Below are 24,842 nucleotides of genomic sequence, written 5' to 3' on the forward strand. Positions count from 1 at the left end.
GGCGGACCCACCGGCATCCGGAAGGAGTACGTCCGTGCCGCCGACCGCGCACCGGCCGTCGATGAGCGTGGCACGTCAGCTGCTGGTGCTGCAGCTGGCTGTGCTCGCCCTGGTCATCGCCGCAGGTACCGTCCTCGTCGGGATCGACGAGCGCCGCGACAGCGACGACGCCACCCGCCGCACCGTCCTCGCCATCGCCGAATCCCTGGCCGGGTCCGACTCGACGGCCGCGGCGCTGCGCACGCCGGACCCGACCGCGGTGCTGCAACCGCGCACCGAACGGATCCGGGAGGCGACGGGCACCGACTTCATCGTGGTGATGGCGCCGGACCGGACCCGGTACACCCACACCGACCCCGCGATGATCGGTCTGCCGTTCAGCGGCAACATCGAACCGGCCCTCGCCGGCACCGCGTTCACCGAGACCTACGCCGGCTCGCTCGGCCCGTCCATCCGGGCGGTGGCGCCGATCCTCGACGACGAACGCGTCGTCGGCCTGGTCGCCGTCGGCGTCACCCGCGCGAAGGTCGCCGACCAGTTCGCCCGTGGGCTGCCCGCCCTCCTGGGCCTGTCGGCCGCGGCCCTGGCCGTCGCGGCCGCCGGCGCCGTGCTCGTCAGCCGGCGCCTGCGCCGCCAGACCCTCGGACTCGCACCGGACGAGCTGCGCCGGCTCTACGAGCACCACGACGCGGTCCTCCACGCGATCGGCGAGGGCCTGATCGTGCTCGGCACCGACGAGCCCGCACGTGTGGAGGTCGTCAACGACGAGGCGCGGCGCCTGCTCGGCCTCGGCGACGGCCCGGTCACGACGAAGGACCTGCCCGAGGCGCTGCGGGTGGCCGGCTCGGACCTGGACGCCCGCGGCGACGTACTTCTCACCGAGGACCGCGTCCTGGTCGTCGACCGCAGCCCGGTGCAGTGGGAGGGCCGACGGATCGCCACGGTGATGACGTTGCGGGATCGCACCGAATTGCGGAGGGTGCTGGGCGAACTGGACTCGGTGCGCGGATTCGCCGACGCGCTGCGCGCGCAGGCGCACGAGTCGGCGAACCGGCTGCACACCATCGTCACGATGGTCGAACTGGGACGCCCCGAGGAGGCGGTCGCGTTTGCGACGGAGGAGCTGCGCCTGTCGCAGCAGCTCATCGACCGGCTCACCGCGTCGGTGCAGGAACCCGCGCTGGTCGCCCTGCTGCTGGGGAAGATCAACGACGCCGCCGAGCGCGGCGTGGAGCTGACCGTCACCGACGACACCGCGCTGGGCGCGACGCCGCTCGGCACCCGGGACCTGGTGACGCTCGTCGGCAACCTGGTGGACAACGCCATCGACGCCGCGCGGGCCGTCGACGAGCCCTGGGTGGAAGTGACGATACGGCAGGATGATTCGAACATGATCGTCGAGGTGGCGGACAGCGGGCCGGGGATGTCGCCGGAAACCCTCGCCCGTGCCATGGCGCGGGGCTACTCCACGAAGGCGGACCACCACGGCCTGGGCCTGGCCCTCGTCGCGCAGGTGGTGGCGCGGCACCGCGGCACTCTGCGGACCGAACCGTCGCTGGGTTCGATGGTCGTCGCGGAGATCCCCCTGCAGGCCGAGCACGGAGGCGGCGCACGATGATTCGCGTCCTCGTCGTGGAGGACGAGCCACGCATCGCCGACGCCCACCGCGCCTACGTCGATCGGCTGCCGCAGTTCAGGGTCGTCGCCGTCGCCAACACCGGGCAGGCCGCGCTGCGCGCCGTCGCCGACGCCGCGCGGACCGCCGAGCCGGTGGATCTGGTGTTGCTGGACATCGGCCTGCCCGACATGAGCGGCCTCGACGTGGCTGCAGCGATGAGCGGGATCCGCCCGAGCCCGGACATCATCGCCGTCACCTCCGCCCGCGACCTCGAGGTCGTCCGCACCGCCGTCGCCCGGGGCATCGTGCTGTATCTGCTCAAGCCGTTCACTTTCGCGGCCCTGAGCGACAAGCTCGACCACTACCTGGCCTACCGCGACGCGCTCGGCGCGTCGGGCACGGCCACCGGCCAGCACGACATCGACCGGGCGATGGCTGCGCTGCGGACCTCCGATCCGCGCGCCTCGTCCCCGAAAGGCGTTGCGCCGCAAACCCTCGATGCGGTGGCCCGGTGCCTGCGGGACGCGTCGCGCCCGCTGACGGCCGCCGAGGTGGGCAGCGCGGTGGGCGTGTCGCGGGTGACGGCGTGGCGGTACCTGGAGCGCCTGGCCGACGACGGCGTCGCCTCCCGGCACACCGAGTACGGCCGTGCCGGCCGGCCGCAGATCCGCTACGCCCCGCGCTGAGCGGTGGCCGTTGTGGCCGAATGTCACACCGTGTCGTTTACGGCTGACTCAGGTGGTCCATGCGACACGCTCCCTGACCAGGGGAGATGTCAGTGGGTCGAGCAGCACGAGAGGCGAAGAAGGCTAGGTTCTTCGCCATGCGCATGACGAAGGTGTCGATCGCCAAGGCCGCAGCCGCGGTCGGTGTCAGCCGACAAACCGGCTACCGGTGGGAGGACGAGGCCAACGGCACCGTCCGCCGTGCCCCGCACTGGGAGCACGGCGGACGGTCGTTGTCCCTGGGCGAGCGGGAGCTTGTCGCCCTCGGACTCGCCCGCAACGAGTCGGTCCAGACGATCGCCGCGCACCTGGGCCGGCACCGGTCGGTGATCTACCGGGAGATCGAACGCAACAGCAACCGCGACGGTAGCTACCGCGCCGTGTCGGCCCACGCGCGGGCCTGGACCCGAGCACTGCGACCGAAAGTCGCCAAGCTGATGGCCGCACCCGAGTTGCGCGCGTATGTCGTCGCCAAGCTGAAGCTGCGCTGGTCCCCGCAGCAGATCTCGGCCAGGCTGGTGGTCGACTTCCCCGACCGAGCGGAGATGCGGGTGTCCCACGAAACCATCTACCAGGCCGTGTATGTGCAACTGAAAGGCGAACTGCGAAAAGAGCTTTCGGAGTATCTGCGGCGCCGGCACACCCGTCGGGTGCCGCAGGGGCGAGTGCCGAGCAGTGCCCGCCATATTCCCGACAAGATCCTCATCTCCCAGCGGCCCGCCGAGGTCGAGGACCGGGCGGTGCCCGGGCACTGGGAGGGAGATCTGATCATGGGGGCGCGCAACCGCTCGGCGATCGGCACCCTGGTCGAGCGCACCACCCGGTACGTGGTGTTGCTGCACCTGCCGAAGGTCCGCGACGTGTCCGGCGTCCGCGATGCGATGATCGCCGCGATGCGGTCGTTGCCGGAGGTGATGCAGCGGTCGGTGACCTGGGATCAGGGCCACGAGATGCGTGCTCATGCCCAGATCACCATGGCCACCGACGTCGCTGTCTACTTCTGCGATCCGCACTCGCCGTGGCAGCGCGGCACCAACGAGAACACCAACGGTCTGCTCCGGCAGTACTTCCCCAAGGGCACCGACCTGTCGGTGTACACGCCCGAGGACCTGCAGCAGGTCCAGGACGAGTTCAACGGCCGCCCCCGGCAGACGCTACGCTGGCGCACGCCAACCGAAGCGTTCACCGAGCTTGTCGCATCGGCCGCCTGAAACCGCCTACATCGAACGCATGTGACATTCGGCCCCGGCGGTTCTCAGCCGCGGTATGCCCCGGAGGTCTCGAGCACCCACGCGAACTCGAAGGCCACCTCGCGCCACTTCTCGTACCGGCCGGACACGCCGCCGTGGCCGGCGCTCATCTCCGTCTTGAGCAGCAACGGGGCGTCCCCGGTCTTGGTGGCGCGCAGCTTGGCCACCCACTTGGCCGGCTCGACGTAGAGCACCCGGGTGTCGTTGAGGCTGGTGATCGCGAGGATCGCCGGGTAGTCCTTCGCCTCGACGTTCTCGTACGGGCTGTACGAGCGCATGTACTCGTACACCTCGGGGTTGTCGAGGGGGTTTCCCCACTCGTCCCATTCGATCACCGTCAGCGGCAGCGACGGATCGAGGATCGACGTGAGCGGGTCGACGAACGGCACGTTCGCAAGGATCCCGGCGAACAGCTCCGGCGCCAGGTTCGCCACCGCGCCCATCAACAGGCCACCCGCGCTGCCGCCGTCGGCGACGAGCCGGTCCGGGCCGGTGACACCGGCGTCGATCAGGTGCCGTGCGCAGGCGACGAAGTCGGTGAAGGTGTTCTTCTTCGCCAGCGTCTTGCCGTTCTCGTACCAGTGCCGGCCCATCTCGCCGCCGCCCCGCACGTGCGCCACCGCGAAGACCATGCCCCGGTCGAGGAGCGACAGCCGCGCCACCGAGAAACCGGGGTCGATGCTGGCCTCGTACGACCCGTAACCGTAGAGCAGCGCCGGCGAGTTCTCGGGCGTGCCCTTGCGGGTCACGATCGACAGCGGGATACGGGTGCCGTCCTCGGCCACCGCCCAGTCCCGGCGCTGTTCGTAGTTCGACGGGTCGAAGTCACCGAGCACCGGCTGGGCCTTGCGCAGCAACAGCTCTCCCGAATCCACGACGTAGTCGTAGACCCGGCTGGGGGTGATGAACGACGTGAAGCCGAGCCGCAGCATCGGCTGGTGCCATTCCGGATTCGCACCCGGGCCGACGGCGAAGAGTTCCTCGTCGAACTCGAGTTCGGTCAGCTCGCCGTAGCCGTCGGCGGTCAGCGGCCACACCGCGAGCCGGGTCAGCGCCTCCCGCCGGTACCCGAGAACGAGGTGCCCGGCGAACGCGTCGACGTCCTCGAGACGCACGTCGTGCCGGTGCCCGATGAGAGTGCGCAGCGCCGACGGATCGTCCACGGGCGCCTCGGCGAGGACGAAGTTCTCCGCCTTCTCGCGAGTGATCTCCCCCGTCGCGTCGTTCACCACCTCGACGACGTCGTTGTGCATGACCAGGAACCGGTCCTCGCCGCCGATGACGGCATGCTCGGCGCCGTACTCGACGCCCTCGCGGCGCGGCAGCAACACCCGGAATTCGCCGGTGGGATCCGCGGATTCGAGCACCCAGCCCTCGGTGGTGATCTTGGATCCCACCCAGATCATCAGATACTTCTCGCTGCGGGTGGTACCCACCGACACCCAGTACCGCTCGTCGGGCTCGTGGAAGACCTTGACGTCCTCGGTGTGGGACGTGCCGAGACGGTGCCGCCATACTGTGTCCGGCCGCCACGACTCGTCCACGGTGAGGTAGAAGATGTGGCTGTGGTCGATCGCCCACGTCGCGCCGGGTGCGGTCCCGGGGATCTCGTCGGCGAGCAGCTCGCCGGTGCCGAGATTCTTGAACCGCAGCGTGTAGCGCTCGTCGCCGACGACGTCGACCGAGTACGCGAGCAGCGTCCCGTCGTGGCTGATCGAGAACGCGCCGAGGGAGAAGAACTCGTGCCCGGCCGCCTCGACATTGCCGTCGAGCAGCACCTGCTCGCCCGGCAGTTCCACACCCGGCGCCAGCTCCGGCGGATTCCAGTCGTCGGGGTCGGCGATCGGACAGCGGCACTGGATGCTGTACTGCTTGCCCTCGACGGTACGGGCGTAGTACCACCAGTCCCCCATGCGGGTGGGCACCGACATGTCGGTTTCCTGCGTGCGGGACTTGATCTCCTCGAAGATCCGCTCCCGCAGCGGCGCCAGATGCGCGGTCTGCTTCTCGGTCCACGCGTTCTCGGCCTCGAGATGGGCGATGACCTCGGGATTCTCCTTGTCGCGGAGCCACTCGTACTCGTCGACGAAGGTGTGTCCGTGATGGACCCGCTCGGACGGGACCCGCTTGGCGATCGGCGGGGTCATGCGCTCGGCCCCCACCAGTCGGCGAACGACAGGCCCGAGATCCGTTCGTAGGCTTCGATGTAGCGCTCCCGGGTGGCGTCGACGATGTGCTGCGGCAGGGGCGGCGGCGGGGTGTCGGACGCACGGTCCCAGCCGGACTCGGGGCCCGTCAGCCAGTTGCGCACGAACTGCTTGTCGAAGCTGGGCTGCACCTTGCCGGGCTCGTAGCCCTCGGCGGGCCAGTAGCGTGACGAATCCGGGGTGAGCACTTCGTCGGCGAGGATGAGGTTGCCGTCGTCGTCGAGGCCGAACTCGAACTTCGTGTCGGCGAGCAGGATGCCCTTGTCCGCCGCGTACATCGCGGCACGGCCGTAGATGTCGAGGGTGTCCTCGCGCAGCTTCACGGCGAGATCCACGCCGACCTTGTCGGCGACCTCCTCGAAGGTGATGTTCTCGTCGTGGTCGCCGAGTTCGGCCTTGCTCGCCGGGGTGAAGATCGGATCCGGCAGCTGACTGGCCTCCACGAGGCCCTCGGGCAGCGGGACGCCGCACACCGCGCCGGTCTTCCGGTAGTCGAGCAGGCCCGACCCGGTGAGGAAGCCGCGGGCCACGCACTCGATCGGCACCATCTTCAGCCGTTTGACGACGAGGGCGCGGCCGAGGACCTCGGCGGGGATGCGTTCGTCGTCGGGCTCCCCGGCGAGGTGGTGGTTCACCTCGAGCAGGTTGAAGAAGAACACGCTCATCGCGGTGAGCACCCGGCCCTTGTCGGGGATCGGGGTGTCGAGCACGTGGTCGTATGCCGAGATCCGGTCGCTGGCCACGAGGAGCAGGTGCTCGTCGTCTATGACATACAGGTCCCGGACCTTGCCGCCGGCGAGGTGGGGGTAGGACTGGAGTGATGGACGCACGCTGCCACCCTAGTGCGCCGCGCCGACCTGCACCGCACCCCCGTCCGATCGCCGGATCGTTCACTATGACAATGATCGTGACCGGAACCCCACCCCGAACAGGAGCGTGATGTCGGCCGCACCCCGGATCGACGTGGGTCTGCGCTCGGAACGCGGACCGATTCTCGCGGCTCTGATGCTCGCCACCGCGCTCGTCGCACTCGAGAGCACCATCCTGGCCACCGCCGTCCCGACCATCGTCGCGGACCTCGGCGGCTTCACGCAGTTCCCGTGGCTGTTCTCGAGCTACCTGCTCACGCAGGCCGTGCTCGTGCCGGTCTACGGCAAGGTGTCGGATGTGTACGGGCGCAAACCCGTGCTGCTGTTCGGCATCGCGCTGTTCGCGCTGGGCTCGGCGCTGTGCGCGCTGGCGTGGAGCATGCCGGCACTGATCGCCTTCCGCGCGGTGCAGGGTCTCGGGGCGGGGGCCGTGCTGCCGATGGCGCAGACCATCGCCGGCGACATCTACACCGTCGCCGAGCGCGCAAAGGCGCAGGGCTACCTCGCGAGCGTGTGGGGCATGTCGGCGATCGTCGGCCCCGCCGTCGGCGGCGTGTTCTCCGACTATGTGTCGTGGCGATGGATCTTCTGGGTCAACCTGCCGCTGTGTGCGCTGGCCGCGGGGGTGCTGCTGCGGGCGTTCGCCGAGCCACGGCCCCCGGCCGCCCGGCGGCGGGTGGATCTGGCCGGCGCCGCGACGCTCGCCACGGGTTCGGGTCTGCTGATCCTGGGTCTGCTCGAGGGCGGGCAGGCGTGGGCGTGGGCATCGGCGCCGAGCGCCGGGGTGTTCGCGGCCGGCACGACGCTGTTGCTGCTGTTCGTGTGGGTCGAGCGGCGGGCGCCGGAGCCGATCCTGCCGCCGTGGGTGTTCGCCCGTCGTGTGGTGCTGACCAGCAGCGCGGTCGCTGCCCTCGTCGGCGCCGTGGTGCTGGGGCTGACCTCTTACGTGCCCGCGTTCGTGCAGGGGTCACTGGGCACCACGGCACTGGTCGCGGGATTCACCCTGTCGACGATGACGATCGGCTGGCCGCTCGCGGCGGCTCGTTCCGGCTGGTTCTACCTGCGGATCGGGTTCCGCAACACCGCGATGATCGGGTCCGTGCCGGTGCTGGCCGGCACGGGTCTGCTGACGCTGCTCGACGAGCAATCGCCGGTGTGGCACGTCGCGGTGTGCTGCGTGCTGGTCGGTCTCGGGATGGGCCTGATCGCGAGCCCGGCGCTGATCTCGGCGCAGTCGAGCGTGACGTGGGCCGAGCGGGGCGTGGTGACGGGGGCGTATTCGTTCGCCCGATCGATCGGCAGCGCCGTCGGGGTCGCGGTGTTCGGCGCGCTGGCGAACTCGGCGCTGGCCGCGGACGGGGTCGCCGGGTCGGGCCCCTTGGAGCCGGAGCGGCTCGCCGACGCGGTGGCTCCGGTGTTCGTCGCCCTTCTCGTGGCCGCGGTGGGCCTGGCGGTGACGGCCGCGACGATGCCGAACCGGCCCGCCGAACCACCCGGCACCCCTTAGGTTGGAAAGGCTCACCTAAGGTGTGGGTCATGTCGAACGAAGACGGGCTGCTGCCCAGCGTCATCGAAGTCGCGAAGGTCGAGGACATCACCCCCCGCATGCGCCGCGTCACGTTCGCCGGCCGCGGGGTCGAGGTCTACGCGAGCGACCCGACCCGCGTGCCCAACATCAAACTGATCTTCCCGCGGGAGAACGGCGACCTCGACCTGCCGGTCAACACCGGCGGCCGTCGCCTCGAGTGGCCCGACCCCACGCTCAAGGCACAGGTCCGCACCTACACCGTGCGGCGGCTCGATCCCGCGGCCTCCGAGATGGACATCGACTTCGTCCGGCACGGCGACGAAGGGCTGGCCAGCGCCTGGGCCGAGCGGGCCCGTCCGGGTGACCGCATCGCGGCGGCCGGCGGCGGCGGGATCGTCGCGCCCCCGGCCGACTGGTATCTGATCGTCGGCGACGAGACGGCGCTGCCGGCGATCGGCCGCATGCTCGAACGCCTACCCGAGGGCGCCCGCGGCACCGCCGTCGTCGAGGTCGCCGACGAGGGTGAACGGCAGGATCTGCGCTCCCCCGCCGACATCGAGATCCGCTGGGTGCACCGCGACGGGGCGCCCGCGGGCACCACCACACACCTGGCCGACGCGGCGACCGCCGTGCCGATCCCCGACGGCGAATTGAAGCGGTTCGCGTGGGTCTCGGCCGAATCCGCGACTGTGCTGCGGATGCGCAGGTATCTGCGGAACGAGGCGGGCTTCGACCGCAGGTCCACCCTCGTCATCGGCTACTGGCGGCACGGCATGACCGAGACCGGGTACGGCCGCACCACGGATCACGACCGGGACTTCACCGAGCACGACGCCTGAGCCGGGCCGAGCGACGCGCGACGCGCCGCCCCGGGCCGCCCCGGGCCGAGCGAATGTATCGTCCATCTCCTCAGCGGTAGCGAGCGATACATTCGCTCGCCCCGCAGGAGGTCAGGGCGACGAGTCGGGCCCGTGCACCTGGTCGTGCAGGGCCTCCATCCGGACGTCGAGATCGCGGGCGGTCGCGGCCGCTGCCCGGAGTTCGTCGAGCAGTCCGACGGGCACCGCCTTGTCGTACTTGTAGAAGATCTTGTGTTCGAGACTGGCCCAGAAGTCCATCGCGACGGTGCGGATCTGCAGTTCGACGAACACCGGCTGCACCCGGTCGGACATGAACACGGGGACCTCGACGATCGCGTGCAGGCTCCGGTACCCGTTGGGCTTCGGATGTGCGATGTAGTCCTTGACCTGGACGACCCGGACGTCGCGCTGCCCGGTGATCAAGTCGAAGATCCGGTAGACGTCGGAGATGAAACTGCAGGTGATGCGGATGCCGGCGATGTCGTAGATGTTCTCGCGGATCGCGTCGAGGGTGAGCGGCAGGTCCTTGCGGACGGCCTTCTCGACGACCGACTCCGGTGTCTTCAGCCGCGACTTGACGTGCTCGATCGGGTTGTGGTCGTGGGCGAAGCCGAACTCCTCCCGGAGGATGTTGATCTTGGTCATCATCTCGTCGATACCGAACTTGTAGACCATCAGGACGCGGCGGAACTCCCGTTGGAGCGCGATCTGCGGCGGGTCCAGGTTGAGCTGCGCCGGCTCGACTCGTGGTTGCCTCAGCTGCACGTCGTCAGCGCCGTCCACCGTTTCCGTCACCGTCTGTCTCCTCATCGCCTTCCCGATCGAGTCTGCCAGGTCGGCCGAGGGTGCGGCCCGGCGCCGACCCGGAGCCGCGGTGACGAGCGTGAGGGCGGCACGCGGCGACCGCGCCGGAGCGGCACGGTCGCCGCGCACCCTCAGCCGGGATGGACGGGCGCAGTCGTCACCACGGCAGCGGCACCCACTGGTCGAACAGCCAGAACCCGTGCCCCTGCGGCCCGGGCTGCTGATGCTGCGGGGCCGGCTGGTGCTGCGGCGCCGGCTGCTGCTGAACCAGGGACGAACCGGGTGCGGCGCTCGCGACGCCGGCGCCGGCGCCCACTGCGGCCAACGCGATCGTCCCCGTCGCCGCGACCTTGCCCAGCTTCGTGTTCAGAACCTTCACGACTTCGCAGTCCTCTCGTCGGGGCGAGGTGGTTCCCCGCCCGTTGGACGACTCCACACTGACCCGCGCAGCTGGCAGCAGCCTTGGGAAACCCTGCCGTTCGGCTCCGAATTCGCGGGGCGCCCGCGGTGACCACCGCGGGCGCCCCGAACGTCTGTCACGACGGATCGGCTCCGGTCCGGCTCAGCATGTCGTATCCCCCTCCGGCACAGCCAGATCGACGAGGTAACGCGCGACGGGCAGGTCGACGCACCACTGGCCGCTCAGCACCACGCCGTGCTGGGTTCCGCGGTACGTGACGAGCACCGCGTCCAGTTGCTTCGCCAGGTCCACACCCGCCTGATACGGCGTCGCCGGATCCTCGGTGGTGGAGACCACGACGATCGGGGGCAGACCGTCGACCTCCACGGCGTGCCGATCTCCCGTCGGCGGCACGGGCCAGAAGGCGCACGCACCGAGCGGCGCGTTGCCGGTGCCGCGGCCGTCGTCGAGGAACGGGGCCGCCTGCCGGGACCGGGTGTCGAGTTCACCGGCCACGGCGGGGTCGGTCACGGCGGCGTCGTCGACGCACCGCACCGCCGCCATCGCCTCGGCAGAGTTCGAGTACGAACCGTCGGCGAACCGGCCCTCGTACATGTCGGACAGCACCAGCAGTGTGTCGCCCCGGCCCTGCACCAGTTCGGCCAGCCCGTCCCGCAGGTATTCCCAGCCCTCCGGCGAGTACAGGGTCGCGATGACGCCGCTGATCGCGTTCGCGTAGCTCAGCCCCCGCGGATCCTCCGTCGCGGCCGGCCGATCGATCAGGGGATCGACCAGCGAGCGGAACCGCTCGACTGCGACCGCGGGATCGGTGCCGAGGGGGCAGTCCTCGCGGGTCGCGCACTCCGTGGCGAATGCGTCGAAGGCCTGCTGGAAACCGGCGGCCTGCCGCACCGCCTCCTCGACCGGGTCCTGCTGAGGATCGAGCGCCCCGTCGAGCACCATCGCCCGCACGTTGCCGGGAAACGCCTCCGCGTAGGCCGAACCGAGCCGGGTTCCGTAGGAGTAGCCGAGGTAGTTCAGCTTCGGGTCGCCGAGAACGGCCCGGATGACGTCCATGTCCCGCACCACGTCGCGGGTGCCCACGTGCGCCAGCACGTCGGTGCCCGTGCGTTCGGCGCAGCGCGCCGCGTACTCCCGGCGGTTCTGCTCCGCCCGGGCGATCCCCTCGGGGGTCATGTCCACCGCGGGGTCCTGCCGCCACGCGTCGGTCTCCTCGGGCGTCAGGCAGTCGATCTGCGGTGTCGACGCACCGATGCCGCGCGGGTCGAATCCGACGACGTCGAACCGCTCGGCGAGCTCGGTGCCGGCGCCGACGACGGCCATCCCGAGGCCGGACGCTCCCGGTCCACCCGGGTTGACGAGCAGCGACCCGACCTTCTCCCCCGTCGCCCGTGATCGGGACAGGGCGATCTGCGCGGTATCGCCCTGGGGGTTCTCGTAATCGATCGGCACGGTCACCCGCGCGCACTCGAGCCCGGCCCCGGCCAGGTCCGATCCGTCGGTGCTGTAGCCGTCGCACGAGCCCCACTGGAGCTGCTGGGTGTAGAAGGGCTCGAGGCCCGGCGGGATCTCCCCCGCCGCCGAGGCGAAGCCGGCCGCGCCGACCGGAGACGTGAACCCGCCCACGATCAGTGCCGTCGCCGCTCCCGTTGCGGTCACGAACCGCAGGACCCGGTCCCGGGTCCTGCGCTCTCCACTCGCCGCCATGAATCGACCTGCCCTCCAGTGGTACTCGATCGGAGAGGCGAATCTCTCCTCGGACCACTACAGGGTCGGTGCCGGCGGCGACCGGCACCACCACCCCGAGGGTGTCGATGGACAACCCCTCGGGACGGCGCTCCACCCTCCTCGCCGAGCGCGTCGCCGCTCGGGCCTCGCCGCGCTCCGGCCGCCCGTGCGGCTAGGGACGTTCGGCGATGCGCTTGATCGCTTCGAGCCGGCGGTCCCACTGCCGTCCGATCGATTCCAGCTCGCCGGCCAGTTCGCCGAGCCGGGCACCGACCGCCCGGTAGCGGATCTCCCGTCCGACCCGAACCGACTCCACGAGCCCGGCGTCGGCCAGCACGGTCAGGTGCTTGGCGATCGCCTGACGACTGACCGGCAGCCGCCCCGCGAGCGCACTGGCGGACAGGTCCTCGGCGCCGATCGCGGTGAGGATGTTCCAGCGGGTCTCGTCGGCCAGTACCGCGAGCACCGCTGGAACGCCCTTCGGCACATCGTTCACCGGGATTCCAGGAACTCCACCAGATCGCCGAGTTCGGCACGCCAGCCGTCGACATTGCCGTCGTGGGCCGACTGCGGGTCGACGAGTTCCTCGAAGCCGGTCTCCACCATCGTCAACCGGGTGCCGCCGTCGATCTCGGCCAGGTCGAACCGCACGACCGTGGAGTTGCCCGGTACCGGGTCCACATTCGCGTCGCGTGCCCAGCGGTAGATCAGTGTCTTCGGCTCGTCCACGTGTTCGACCAGCACCCGGAAGGGTCCGGCGTCGTGGCCCGTCCAGCCGAACGTGCCGGTACCGCCGGGCGATGCGTCGAATTCGATTCTGTCGCCGAACCATTGCGCGATCAGTGCGGGTTCGGTCAGGGCGGACCACACCTTGGTGGCCGGTGCCGCGATGTCGATGGTGCGGGTGATGTCGAGCGGGGCCATGATCGCCTCCAGTTCGGGTAGGGGTTGTGCAACTCCAGGGTTGCACCTTTCTTCCTCGACTGCAACCCCTCAGTTGCAGAAATATGTTCGTCGCGACGGCGACTCACCTCTCATCGCGTCCGGTCGACGACCAGCACCTGGACGGCACCGAACTGCGGGACGATCCGGCCGATCAGGGCCGCCGCCGGCTCGAGCCGGTGCCCGAACCGCGGATGCGCCGCGGTGAACAACCGGCCCTGCACCCGGGCTCGGCCGTGTCGAGCGCCCAGACGGCGCAGCTCTCGCCGCGTGACAAAGCGTCCGTCCGAGTACGGCGCTCGGCGGGTGGGCCGATCGAGCCACCCCCAAGGGCTGGTCGGGTTCAGGGTGAGTGCGACGATGCGCCCGCCCGGACGAGTGATGCGGGCCATCTCGGTGAGCACCGCCGCGGCGTCGGTGAACTCGAGGGTCGCGACGGTGACGGCCGCGTCGGCCGCAGCGTCCGGCACCGGCAGGCGGGCGGCGTCGGCGCGCACGACCCGGCCGGGTGCCCGGGCGGCCGCGACGGCCAGCATGCCCGCCGACAGGTCCACACCGATCACACGGGCACCACGGTGAACAAGATGGCACACGAGCCGGCCGGTCCCGCAGCCGATCTCGACCACGGTGCGGCCTGCCACCTCCGGCAGGGCCACATCGATCGCGCCACGCTCCACGGCCCAGGCGTGGGCGCCCCACGGGGTGGCGAACCAGGTGTCGTAGTCCCGGGCCTGCGCTGCGTCACTCGTCATCCAGCGTGCAGAGGGGTGCGCAGCATCGATCTCTTCTCCGGGCGTGCGCTCGAACGGCACGAACGGTTCGTTGGTGGACATGCCGTCGGGATTCCCCTCGCCGGAGTCCGGAAACAGCGATACGACGAGGCGGGTCTCACGCCGGTGCGAGCCTTCGGACCGCGTAGCTCACGATCTCGGGGGTATGCGCGCTGATCACCACCCGCTACACCCTCGACCAGGTCGCCGAGGCATACGAGGACATGCACGCCGGCAAGAACATCCGCGGCGTGATCGTGTTCGACCGAGCGGAACCGGCCCGCGCCGGCACCCGCACACGGGTGCGGGCGCAGCGACGTTCGGCAGCATGGGCTCAGGCGACGCGCTCGAGCGAGGTCCCCTCGTCGAGCCGGCGCAGCGTGCGCAAGGTGGCCCACAGCAGCGCGGTGATCACCAGCCCGACGGCACCGTACGCGGGCAGCGCCGCCGAGATCGGCACCAGCGCCGCCACTGCGCCCGCGACCACCGCGCCGACGGAGGCACCGGCGGTGACCTGCGCCGCCCACACCGCGGCGATGCGCCCCCGGTACTCGTCGGGGGTGTGTTTCTGGACCGTCGCGTACCGGACGATGTCGGTGAGCGCGTCGCCGAAGCCGTGCGCGGCCAGGCCCAGCAGCGCCACCGCGACGGTCGCGGTGAGGCCCGCCCCGACGAGCCCGGCGGCGGAGACGGCCATGAGCAGGAAGACCACCTGCCCGGATCGGCGGAGGTGGCCGGTCCAGCCGCTGGTGAGCGAGCCGATCACCGCGCCGACGGCCGGGGCGGTGTAGAGCAGCCCCACCACCGACGGTCCCGCGCCGAGCACCTCGGTGGCGTACTCGGGGACGAGCACCGACCAGCCGGCAAGCAGCATCGTCACGAATCCGCAGACGAGCACGCCGCCGATGACACGGTTCCCCGACGCGTAGCGGAAGCCGCTGAGCACCGAGCGCAGCGGCGACTCGTCGGCGACGTGCGTCGGCGGCAGGGACGGCAGCCGGGTGATGCAGAACGTGGTCACGGCGGTGGTGAATGCCGCGAGAGCGTAGGCCACCCCGACTCCGCCGGCGGCGATGACGACCCCGCCGAGTGCGGGTCCGACCATCGCGCCCAGGTCTCCGGTGAGGGCCATGAGCGCACCGGCCGCCGCCATCTTCTCCCGCGGCAGCAGGCTGGGGGTGACGGCCATGAGGGCGGTCGCGGAGATGCCGCCGCACGCGCCGTCGATCACGGCCGCCACATAGACGACCCACATCTTCGGGTCGGGCAGAAACGCGTTGAGTGCGAGCACCGCGAACGCCACGCCCGCGGTGCCCCGGGCGGCGGCGATGACGCGCCGGCGATCGTAGCGGTCGGCGAGCACCCCGCCGACGAACGTGGCGGCGAACGTGGTCACGCCGAGCACCGCCGACACGGCGGCGACCTGCGCGGTGGACCCGGTGAGCCGGTACACCTGCAGCGGCACGGCGACGACGAGGAAGCCGAGGCCGAACAGCGACACGACCCGGGCGGTGAAGATGTAGCGGAATTCGCGGCTGGTGCGCAGGGGGTCGACGTCGAGGACCAGCTTGTCGATCAGGGCCACGGCCGGGTCACCGCGGGGCGAGCAGGTCGTACCACGCCTCGAGCCGCGGTTCGGTGGCCAGCGAGACGAAGTCGACATCCGCGCCGGCGCCGCGCCACTGCTCTACGAGCGCCATCAGACGCACCGAGTCGAGGCCCTGGTCGACGAGGCTGAGCGCGGGGTCGAGTTCGTCGGCCTCGATCTCGAGGAGCCGTGCGATATCGGTGCGGATCGTCTCGCGGTCCAGGATGCCGGACTGTGTTGACATGAGGTCACTCCTTCTCGGTTGCAACGGGTTCGGGGATGCGGGCGGCCGCGGTGAGGGCCTGGACCCAGCGCCGGGCCACGACGGCGACGGTGTGCTCGTCGAGCACCTCGTCGGGCGCGGCGAATTCGCAGTCGAGCACGGGCCCCTCCGGGGTGTCCTCGACGACGGCGTCGACGTGCAGGACGTGGTCGAGCGGCGTGGCCGGGTCGACGGAACCGCCGAGCGCGACGGCCTCGGGTGCGCCCGACCACGGGGCGCCGGTGTCCTCGCCGAGCGTCATCCGGCCGAGGTAGTTGAACACCACCTGGGGCCGCCGATAGCGGTCGAAGACGTGGTCGGGCGCGAGGCGGTGCAGTAGTCCGAAGCCGATGCCGTTGTCGGGCACGGCGTTCAGCGCGTGCGCGACTCGCGCGCGGGCCTCGCGCGCGGCGGCCGCGCCGGTCAGGGCGTCCTCGGGGTCGATACCGGCCAGGTTCAGCGCGACCGGGAACATCGACGTGAACCACCCGACGGTGCGCGCGACGTCGGCTCCGGGCACGACCTGTTCCTCGCGGCCGTGACCCTCGAGTTCGACGCGCACGACGTCGCCGCCGCGGACCGAGGCGACCGCCACGGCGAGTGCCGCGAGCAGCGCGTCGTTCACGGCCCCGGAGGCGAGGACGTCCTCGGTGACCGGCACGGGAACCCGCACGTGCGTCGAGCGCAGCGCCGAGACCGTGTCGCGTGCCGGGTCGAGGGCCCGGACGCCGAGGGGTGGTTCGACCGCGTCGACCGCGAGTTGCCAGGCGGGCAGCGAGGCCCTGATCCGCTCGGAGCGCGCGGCCTCGGCGAGGCCGGTCGCCCACGCCCGGAAGGACGTGCCGGGTGACGTCAGCGCGACGGTCTCGCCGCGTCCGGCCTGTTCGACGGCGTCGGCGAGGTCGGGCACGAGGATGCGCCACGACACACCGTCGATCACCAGGTGGTGCACGGCGACGAACACGCGGCCGGGGCGGTGCGGCCCGAAGTCGAACAAGATCGCCTGCACCATCACTCCGGATTCCGGATCGAGTGCCCTGTAGGCGATTTCGCGTTCGGCAGCGAACCGATCCGCCCACTGCTCGTCGTCGACCTCGCCGACCTCGACGCGGCGCACCAGGGTCTCGATGCCCGGTGCGGTCTCGGGGACGGTCCAGCGGGGTCGGCCCCCGGCGACGGCGAACCGGGACCGCAGCATCGGATGGGTGTCGAGCAGCGCCGCGACGGCCTTCCCGAGCGTGTCCACGGTGAGGCCGACGGGCGCGACGAGCAACCGCGCCTGCGAGAACCGCGCAAGGTCGCCACCCCACGCGAGGGCCTCCCACACGATCGGGGTGATCGGCACGTCGCCCGTCGCGGCGACCGCGGGCACCGCCGCCGGGGCCGTGTCCGTCTCGTCGACCGCGGCCAGGGCCGCGACGGTGCGCAGCTCGAACACCTGCCGGGCCGTGAGCCGGAGCCCGGCGGCCCGGGCGCGGGAGACGAACTGGATCGAGACGATCGAGTCACCGCCGAGCGCGAAGAAGTCGTCGTCGATGCCCACCCGGTCGAGGCCGAGCACCTCGGCGGCCACCTCCGCCAGCACCGCCTCCCGCTCGGTGCGCGGCGCACCCGAGCCGACGAGTGCCCCGAAGTCCGGCTCCGGCAGCGCCTTCCGATCCACCTTGCCGTTGGCGGTGACGGGGAATGCGGCCAGCACGAGCACCGCGGCCGGCACCATGTAGTCCGGGAGCCGCTCGGCGAGCACGGCCCGCACGACGGCCGGGTCCACGTCGCCGTCGGGCACGACGTAGCCGACGAGCCGGCGCACGCCGCGTTCGTCGGTGTGGGCGACGGCGACGGCGTCGCGCACCCCGCGCACCGCGGTCAGGGCCGCCTCGACCTCGCCGAGCTCGACCCGGAAGCCGCGGATCTTGACCTGGTCGTCGCCGCGGCCGAGGAATTCGAGGGTGACACGGCCGTCGCCGGCCGGGGCCCGGCGCACGACATCGCCGGTGCGGTACATGCGGGTTCCTGGCGGACCGAACGGGTCGGGCAGGAAGCGGGTGCCGGTCAGGTCGGGGCGGCCGAGGTAGCCGCGGGCCACGCCGGATCCGGCGACGTACAGCTCACCCGCGACGCCGACCGGCACGGGGCGCAGCATCCGGTCGAGGACGTAGGCGGCGGCGCCGTGCACGGCCCGGCCCAGGCACGGGGTGTCGGCGTCGGTGACCTGTCCGACGAGCGAGTCGACGGTGCACTCGGTGGGCCCGTAGAGATTGAACGCACGTCCGTCGGTCAGCTCCCGCAACCGCCGCCACAGCGCCGGGTTGACGGCCTCGCCCCCGAACCCGACCGTGGCGGGCCGGTGTCCGCCGTCGAACAGCCCGGCGGCGACCATGCGGTCGAGGAACGACGGGGTGACCTCGAGGAAGTCGAGTTCGTGTTCGGCGACGTACGCGACCATCGCCTCGGGATCGCGCAGGGTGTCCTCGTCGAACACGTGCACGGCGTGGCCGTCGAGCAGCCACAGCATCGGCTGCCACGAGGCGTCGAACCCGAACGACCAGGCGTGCCCGACGCCCACGCTCGTCCGGCCCGCCCCCGCCACGGTGGGCACGTACAGGTCGGCGCGGTGGCTGTCGAAGAGGTTGAGCAGGTTCGAGTGGGTGATCGCCACGCCCTTCGGCAACCCGGTGGAGCCGGACGTGTAGATGACGTACACGGGGTGCTCCGGTCGGAGCGGTGCGGTGCGCTCGTGGTCGGCGACGGGTGCGGCCGGGCGGGCCCCGACGTCGGCACGGACCGTCTCGTCGTCGAGGTCGAGCACCGGCACCCCACCGAGCACCGGTCGCAGCGTCTGCGCCACGGCACCGTTCGTGACCACGACCCGCGGCCGCGCGTCGCCGACCATGTGCGCGAGGCGCTCCGCGGGGTACGCCGGGTCCATCGGCACGTAGGCGCCGCCGGCGGCGTGCACGGCGCAGAGCGCGACCATCATGTCCGCCGAGCGCGGCAGGGCCAGGCCCACGAGCGTCTCGGGTCCGACGCCTTCGTCGATCAGCCGTCGTGCCAGACGCGCCGACGCGGCGCCGAGCTGGGCGAAGGTGAGCCGCACGGCGCCGCACACGACGGCCGCCGCGTCCGGGGTGCGGGCGATCTGCGCCGCGAGCAGGTCGGGCACGGTGCGGTGCCCGTTCGACGGTGCCGGGGCGGTCGACGAGAGTTCGGGCAGCCGCCCTCGCTCGGCCGGACCGAGGACGTCGAGCTGGGCGACGCGCAGCGACTGTTCCCCGGCGAGCTGGTCGAGGAGGCGCACGAGCTGCCGGCCGAGTGCGCCAGCGTCGGCGGCGGTGAACAACGCCTGCTGGTACTCGAGGGTGAGGGCGAGCTCGTCGTCGAGTGCGGCGACGAGCACCAGCGGGAAGTTGGTGGCGTCGTGACCGCGGACGTCGGTGACATCGAGACCACCGGAGCGCTGCGCGCGGGCGAGGGCGTCGGTGTCGATCGGGTAGCTCTCGAACACGATGAGGGTGTCGAACAGTTCGCCGAGGCCGACGGCGCGCTGGATGTCGGCGAGGCCGACGTACTGGTGATCCAGGAGCCGGTTCTGCTCGTCCTGGACGCGCCGGAGCAGTTCGGCGGCGGGCTCGCCGGGGCGCAGCGCGACGCGCACGGGCACGGTGTTGATGAACAGGCCGATCATCGTCTCGACGCCGGGAACGTCCGGGACGCGGCCGGACACGACGGCGCCGAAGGTCACGTCGGTGCGGTCGAGCCGGGCGCCGAGGAGAACCGCCCACGCGGTCTGCACCGCGGTGTTCACGGTGACGCCGAGGTCGCGGCAGCGGCGCTGCAGCCGCGCGGCCAGGCCGGCCGGCACCGGCACCGAGAGTTCGGCGGGCAGCGTGGCGTCGAGCGACGAGCCGGCCGGGGCGAGCAGCGTGGGTTCCTCGACGCCGGTGAGCGCCTCGGTCCAGCGGCGCAAGCCCTCGTCGGTGTCGCGGTCGCCCAGCCACGCAAGGTAGTCGGTGAACGGGCGGACCGCGGGCAGCGACGCCGGGTCGGCGCCCGCGCCGTAGAGGGTGAACAGTTCCTGCATCAGCAGCGGCGACGACCAGCCGTCGAGCAGCAGGTGGTGGGCGGCGAAGATCAGCCGGTGCCGGTCCGGTGCGACGCGCACGAGGGTGAACCGCACCAGCGGCGCGGCCGCGACGTCGAACCGGGTGGCGCGGTCGGCGGCGACGAGGTCGTCGCTGCGCTCCTCGAAGGGCCGAATGTCACATCGCGTCGATCTGACCGAAGCGGTGTGACATTCGGTCACGGGGGTGGGGTCGTGTGTGAGGTCGACGTCCGTCCACCGCAGGCCGGGATCCCGGAGAACGACGCCGACGGGGTCACCGGCTGCGGTCGTGCGGAATCCGGTGCGCAGGGTCGCGTGCCGGTCCAGCAGCGCGACGGCGCTGCGCCGCAACGTGTCCCGGTCGAGGTCGCCGCGCAGATCGAGGACGGTCTGCATCGAGTACACGTCGGTGCCGGTGCCGTCGTCGAGACCGGCGAGGAAGAACATGCCGCGCTGCAGCGGCGTGAGCGGCACGACGTCGTCGATCGGGCCGAGTTCGGTGGTGAGCGAGGCGAGTTCGGGCAGCGCCAGCCCCCGGTAGGTCAGGTCCGACGGAGTGGGTCCGCCGGCGCCGGGGGTGCCGGCGTGCCGGGCCAGCGCGGCGAGCGCCTCCACCCACCGGCCGGCGACGAGGGCGACGGTCTCCTCGTCGAGGACGCCCGCCGCCGTGAATTCGCAGACGATCTCGGGGCCGCGGGGGCCGTCCTCGGTGACGGCGTTGACGTCGAGGACGTGGTCGAGGGGTGTGCCGGGATCGACGGCGCCGCCGAGGGCGCCCGCCTCCGGCGCGGCGGTCCACGCCTGACCTGCGTTCTCCCCGAGCGTCATCCGACCGAGGTAGTTGAACATCACGTCGGGGGCCCGGTACCCCGGGAAGTGCCGCGTTCCTTGGGGAGCGAGCCGGCGCAGCAGCCCGAATCCGAGGCCGTCGTCGGGCAGGGCCCGCAGCGACTCCTTGACCTGGGCCAGAGCGGTTCCGGCTGCCGCGGTACCGGCGAGGGCCTCGTGCGGGTCGATGCCGGACACGTCGAGGACGGCGGGGTACAGGGTGGTGAACCAGCCGACGGTGCGGGTGAGGTCGGCGCCGGGCACGGCGTGCTCGGCGCGGCCGTGGCCCTCGAGGTGCACGCGCAGCACGTCGCCGCCGCGCACCGACGTCACGGCCAGCGCGAGGGCGGTGAGCAGCACATCCGCGACGCCCGCCCGGTACGCGGCGGGCACGGTGGTGAGGATCTGCTCGGTGACCGCCACGGGTACCCGCACCTCGCGCGACCGCGCGGTGGCGACGGTGTCGCGCGCCGGATCCAGCGGGCGGGCGCCCAGCGGCGGTTCGGTGGTCTCGGCGATCTCCTGCCAGCGCGGCAGAGACTGCGCAATGCGATCGGACGTGGCGGCTTCGGTGAGCCCGAGCGCCCAGTCCCGGAAGGAGGTGCCGGCCGGCTCGAGGTCCGGCGCGGCGCCGCGGCGCACCCGATCGACGGCGGCCGCGAGGTCGGGCACGAGAATCCGCCACGACACACCGTCGACGACGAGGTGGTGCACGGCGACGAACACGCGGCCCGCCACGTCGGGGCCGGCGTCGAGGAGCACCACGCGGATCATCTGCCCGGCCGCGGGGTCGAGGTCAGCCAGCGCGCGGTCGCGTTCGGCCTCGAACAGGGCGCGCCACCGCGCGTCGTCGAGACCTGCCGCGTAGACCCGGCGCACCGCCGTCGCCGCGTCCGGAATACCCTCGGGCACCACCCAGTCCGCGTCGCCTCCGGCGACGGTCAGGCGCGAGCGGAGCATGGGATGGGTGCGCAGCAGTGCGTCGACGGCCGCGACGAGGTGCGCCTCGGTGAGCCCGGGCGGAGCGATCAGCAGGCGGGCTTGCGCGAAGCGCCGCAGATCCCCTCCGTGGTCGAGGGTTTCGCGCACGATCGGGGTGAGCGGCACCGGGCCGGTGGCCGCGCCGGCGGGCCGCGCCGGCTGCTCGTCACCGGTGTCGGACTCGCAGGCCGCGGCGAGCGCGGCGACGGTGCGCAGTTCGAACACCTGGCGCGCGGTGATCCGGACGTCGGCGGCGCGAGCGCGGGACACCAGTTGAATCGAGACGATGGAATCGCCGCCGAGGGTGAAGAAGTCGTCGTCGACGCCGACGCGGTCGAGGCCGAGGACCTCCGCGAACGCGGAGCACAGCGCCGACTCCGTCGCGGTGCGTGGCGCACCGGATCCGGCGAGCGCCCCGAAGTCCGGCTCCGGCAGGGCCTTCCGGTCCACCTTGCCGTTCGCGGTGGTCGGCAGTTCCGGGACCCGCAGGATCGCGGCGGGCACCAGGTACTCGGGCAGGTGGGCGGCGACGGCGGTGCGGACGGTCACGGGCTCGGCCGTTCCGGTGACGTAGCCGACCAGGCGGCGCACGTCGCGGGCGTCGGTGTGCGCGACGACGACGGCGGCACGCACCCCCGGCACGGCACCCAGCGCGGCCTCGATCTCGCCGAGTTCGACGCGGAACCCGCGGATCTTGACCTGGTCGTCGTCGCGGCCCACGTATTCGAGGGCACCGCGTTCGGTGTCGACCGGGTCCGGCAACCATCGCACGACGTCGCCGGTGCGGTACATCCGCTCGCCCCGGCCGGTGAACGGGTCGGCGACGAACCGCTCCCCCGTCCGGCCGGGTTGTCCCAGGTAACCGCGGGCGACACCCCCGCCGGCGACGTACAGTTCCCCGGCCACGCCGGGCGGTGCCGGTCGCAGCCACCGGTCCAGCACGTACAGCCGGGTGCCGGGGGTCGGTCCGCCGATGGTCACGGTGTCTCCCGCGATACGGGAGCAGGTTGCGTCGACCGTGCATTCGGTGGGGCCGTAGCAGTTGTAGGCCTCGACGCCGTCCGCGGCGCCGAGGCGCCGCCACAGCGCCGATCCGACTGCCTCGCCGCCGACGGTCACCTTGGCGGGCCGGGGGCGGTCACCGTCGAGCAGACCGGCGTCGAGCAGTCCGCTCATCAGCACGGGCACGCAGTCGACATGATCGATGCGGTGGGTCCGCACGTAGTCGACGACGAACGCGGTGTCGGTGCGGTGCTCGTCGGGCAGCACGTGCAGGGTGTGCCCGGACAGCAGCCAGGTCAGGGCGGCGACGGCCGAGTCGAAGGCGAACGGGTAGGTCAGCAGCACCCGCCACGTGCCGGACGCCGACCGCATGATCGTCTCTCGCTGCGCGGCAACGAGATCGGTGAGATTGGCGTGGGTGACGGTGACACCCTTGGGGAGGCCGGTGGAGCCGGAGGTGTAGACGACGTACGCGGCGTGACCGGGGCGGAGCGGGCGGAGACGATCGGCGTCGGCCACCGCGGCGGCGGGCAGCGCGGCGAGCCGGGCGCGCAGGTCCGGGTCGTCGAGCACGACGAGGCGCGCGCCGCTGCCGGTGAGGGTCGCTCCGAGTTCGTCGGCGACGGCACGGGTGGTGAGCACGACACCGGGGCGGGCGTCGGCGACCATGTGCGCCAACCGCTCCGCCGGGTACGACGGATCGAGCGGCAGGTAGGCACCCCCGGCGGCGAGCACCGCGAGGACGGCCTCCACGGTGGCGGCGGAGCGTGGCAGAGCCAGGCCCACGAGCACGTCGGGTCCGACACCGAACCCGATCAGCAGGCGCGCGAGCCGCGCCGAGTTCGCCCCGAGCTCCGCGAAGGTGCGCTCTTCGGCGCCGCACACCACCGCGAGGGTGTCCGGACCCGCCGAGGCGGGCAGCGCCGCGACGGTGCCGTCCGAGGGCGCGGCCGGCGCGACGGACCACGTGCCGAGGACGCGACCGCGTTCGGTGCCGGTGAGCAGGTCCAGCGCGGCGGCCGGGCGGTCCGGCGCGGCGGCGAGGGCACCGAGGATGTGGACGAGGCGGCCGGCGAGGGCGGCGGCGTCGTCCGCGGTGAACAGGCCGGGCCGGTAGTCGAGGGTCATGACGAGGGTGTCGGCGACGCCCGCGGTGAGCACGAGCGGATAGTTGGTGGCGTCGCGGCCCTCGACGGCGGCGATCGTGACCCCGCCGGCGCGCTGGGCACGGTCGAGCGCGTCGCGGTCCACGGGATAGCTCTCGAAGACGGTGAGGGTGTCGAACAGCTCCCCCAGTCCCACGTCGCGCTGTACCTCGGCGAGGCCGAGGTACTGGTGGTCGACGGTGCGGGACTGCGCCAGCTGCACGCGCCGCAGCAGCTCGGTGACGGTGGCGCGGGGATCCAGGCGCACCCGCACGGGCACGGTGTTGATGAACAACCCGACCATGGATTCGACGCCGGCCAGTTCCGGCGGTCGCCCGGAGACGGTGGCGCCGAAGACGACGTCGTCGCGGCCGAGCAGCCCGGACAGCAGCAGCGCCCACCCGGTCTGCAGGACGGTGTTGAGGGTGACGCCGGCGTCGCGGGCCAGGCCGGTGAGCCGGTCGCCGAGTCCGGCCGGCACCTCGACGGCGACGGCGGCGGTCGGCGTCGTGGCCCGGGTGGCGCCGGGCGGGGCGACGAGGCTCGGTTCGGTGAGCCCGTCGAGGGATTCGCGCCACAACGCGCGGGCGGCGTCGTGGTCCTGCCTGCCGAGCCACGCGAGGTAGTCGCGGTAGGGCCGGACCGGAAGCAGGCCGGTGGTGGCACCGCCCGCGGCGTAGATCTCGAGGAGTTCGCGCACCAGGATCGGGGTGGACCAGCCGTCCACGACGATGTGGTGGGCGGTGAGCACGAGCCGCACGTCGTCCGGCCCGAATCGCACGAACAGCCAGCGGATCAGCGGCGGCCGCGTGAGGTCGAACCAGTCGCGTAGATCCTCGGCGAGCAGGTCCGCGAGGTGACGCTCCGCGACGTCCGGCTCGAGACCGGTCAGATCGACGCTGCGCCAGGGGGCTTCGGTGCCGCGCACGACGAGGCCGGCGGTGCGGCCGTCCTTGCGGGGGCGGAAGCACGTGCGCAGGGCGGGGTGCCGGTCCAGCAGCGCCTGCGCGGAGGTCCGCAGGGTGTCCTCGTCCACCCGCCCGGTCAGGCGCAGCACGGACTGCACGGTGTAGGCGTCCGGTTCGACGGCTCCGGCGGCACGGGCGGTGTCGTCGGGCGCGGCGACGGTGCTGAGGTATAGCAGGCCTTGCTGCAGCGGCGAGAGGGGAACGATGTCTTCGAGCGCGGAGGTGCGGGTCATATCTGCCTAAC

Annotated in this window: 16 protein-coding genes; 5 read left to right on the forward strand and 11 right to left on the reverse strand. The window is 72.1% G+C overall.

What is annotated here, in order from left to right:
- Positions 1 to 61 precede the first annotated feature (61 nt).
- From OCS65_RS24145 to OCS65_RS24155, 3 genes are all read left to right on the forward strand, one after another.
- The gene (locus OCS65_RS24145; RefSeq protein WP_065923536.1) at positions 62 to 1,618 is read left to right on the forward strand and encodes a sensor histidine kinase; all 1,557 of its coding nucleotides are present in this window, start codon (positions 62 to 64) and stop codon (positions 1,616 to 1,618) included.
- Positions 1,615 to 2,304 (forward strand): response regulator, encoded by a 690-nt coding sequence (locus OCS65_RS24150; protein ID WP_006931945.1) that lies wholly within the window; start codon positions 1,615 to 1,617, stop codon positions 2,302 to 2,304. Before OCS65_RS24145 ends, OCS65_RS24150 begins: the two co-directional genes overlap by 4 nt.
- Positions 2,305 to 2,390: 86 nt before the next feature.
- Entirely contained in the window at positions 2,391 to 3,554 is a 1,164-nt protein-coding gene (locus OCS65_RS24155; RefSeq protein ID WP_029546562.1) for an IS30 family transposase, read from the forward strand.
- Between the two features lie 44 nt (positions 3,555 to 3,598).
- On the opposite strand, the gene OCS65_RS24160 is transcribed toward OCS65_RS24155, so the two are convergent.
- Positions 3,599 to 5,740 (reverse strand): S9 family peptidase, encoded by a 2,142-nt coding sequence (locus OCS65_RS24160; RefSeq protein WP_037201420.1) that lies wholly within the window; start codon positions 5,738 to 5,740, stop codon positions 3,599 to 3,601.
- Positions 5,737 to 6,630: a phosphoribosylaminoimidazolesuccinocarboxamide synthase gene (locus OCS65_RS24165; protein WP_006931941.1), complete on the reverse strand. Its 894-nt coding sequence runs from the start codon at positions 6,628 to 6,630 to the stop codon at positions 5,737 to 5,739. The genes OCS65_RS24160 and OCS65_RS24165 overlap by 4 nt, the downstream gene beginning before the upstream one ends.
- Before the next feature lie 109 nt (positions 6,631 to 6,739).
- Here OCS65_RS24165 and OCS65_RS24170 point away from each other — a divergent pair, with 109 nt between their 5' ends.
- Together OCS65_RS24170 and OCS65_RS24175 are read left to right on the forward strand one after the other, a co-directional pair.
- A complete protein-coding gene (locus tag OCS65_RS24170; protein WP_050034621.1) occupies positions 6,740 to 8,176 on the forward strand; it encodes an MFS transporter in 1,437 nt (478 codons plus the stop codon).
- Positions 8,177 to 8,205: 29 nt separating this feature from the next.
- A complete protein-coding gene (locus OCS65_RS24175) occupies positions 8,206 to 9,036 on the forward strand; it encodes a siderophore-interacting protein (protein ID WP_065922998.1) in 831 nt (276 codons plus the stop codon).
- Between the two features lie 111 nt (positions 9,037 to 9,147).
- Here OCS65_RS24175 and OCS65_RS24180 read toward each other — a convergent pair whose 3' ends face one another.
- The 9 genes from OCS65_RS24180 to OCS65_RS24220 all read right to left on the reverse strand — a co-directional run bounded on the left by OCS65_RS24180 (position 9,148) and on the right by OCS65_RS24220 (position 24,831).
- A complete protein-coding gene (locus OCS65_RS24180; RefSeq protein WP_081636925.1) occupies positions 9,148 to 9,840 on the reverse strand; it encodes a GTP pyrophosphokinase in 693 nt (230 codons plus the stop codon).
- Between the two features lie 178 nt (positions 9,841 to 10,018).
- On the reverse strand, positions 10,019 to 10,240 hold the full coding sequence (locus OCS65_RS24185) for a hypothetical protein (RefSeq protein WP_231771977.1): 222 nt from the start codon (positions 10,238 to 10,240) through the stop codon (positions 10,019 to 10,021).
- 183 nt (positions 10,241 to 10,423) lie between these two features.
- Entirely contained in the window at positions 10,424 to 11,989 is a 1,566-nt protein-coding gene (locus tag OCS65_RS24190) for an alpha/beta hydrolase (RefSeq protein WP_161996687.1), read from the reverse strand.
- A gap of 193 nt (positions 11,990 to 12,182) precedes the next feature.
- A complete protein-coding gene (locus OCS65_RS24195; RefSeq protein WP_006931930.1) occupies positions 12,183 to 12,506 on the reverse strand; it encodes an ArsR/SmtB family transcription factor in 324 nt (107 codons plus the stop codon).
- Positions 12,503 to 12,934 carry an SRPBCC domain-containing protein gene (locus OCS65_RS24200; RefSeq protein WP_006931928.1) on the reverse strand — a complete coding sequence of 144 codons (432 nt, stop codon included), beginning with the start codon at positions 12,932 to 12,934 and terminating at the stop codon, positions 12,503 to 12,505. Before OCS65_RS24200 ends, OCS65_RS24195 begins: the two co-directional genes overlap by 4 nt.
- A gap of 110 nt (positions 12,935 to 13,044) precedes the next feature.
- Entirely contained in the window at positions 13,045 to 13,785 is a 741-nt protein-coding gene (locus OCS65_RS24205; RefSeq protein WP_235431163.1) for a class I SAM-dependent methyltransferase, read from the reverse strand.
- A 271-nt stretch (positions 13,786 to 14,056) separates the two neighbouring features.
- Positions 14,057 to 15,307 carry an enterobactin transporter EntS gene (gene entS / locus OCS65_RS24210; protein ID WP_263507873.1) on the reverse strand — a complete coding sequence of 417 codons (1,251 nt, stop codon included), beginning with the start codon at positions 15,305 to 15,307 and terminating at the stop codon, positions 14,057 to 14,059.
- Between the two features lie 7 nt (positions 15,308 to 15,314).
- Positions 15,315 to 15,554, reverse strand: coding sequence for a phosphopantetheine-binding protein (locus OCS65_RS24215; RefSeq protein ID WP_065923000.1), 240 nt, complete (start codon positions 15,552 to 15,554; stop codon positions 15,315 to 15,317).
- Positions 15,555 to 15,558: 4 nt separating this feature from the next.
- Complete coding sequence (locus tag OCS65_RS24220; RefSeq protein WP_263507875.1) at positions 15,559 to 24,831, reverse strand: non-ribosomal peptide synthetase; 9,273 nt, start codon at positions 24,829 to 24,831, stop codon at positions 15,559 to 15,561.
- Between the last annotated feature and the right edge of the window lie 11 nt (positions 24,832 to 24,842).

Source organism: Rhodococcus aetherivorans (assembly GCF_025722975.1).
GTDB classification, from domain to species: Bacteria; Actinomycetota; Actinomycetes; order Mycobacteriales; family Mycobacteriaceae; genus Rhodococcus; species Rhodococcus aetherivorans.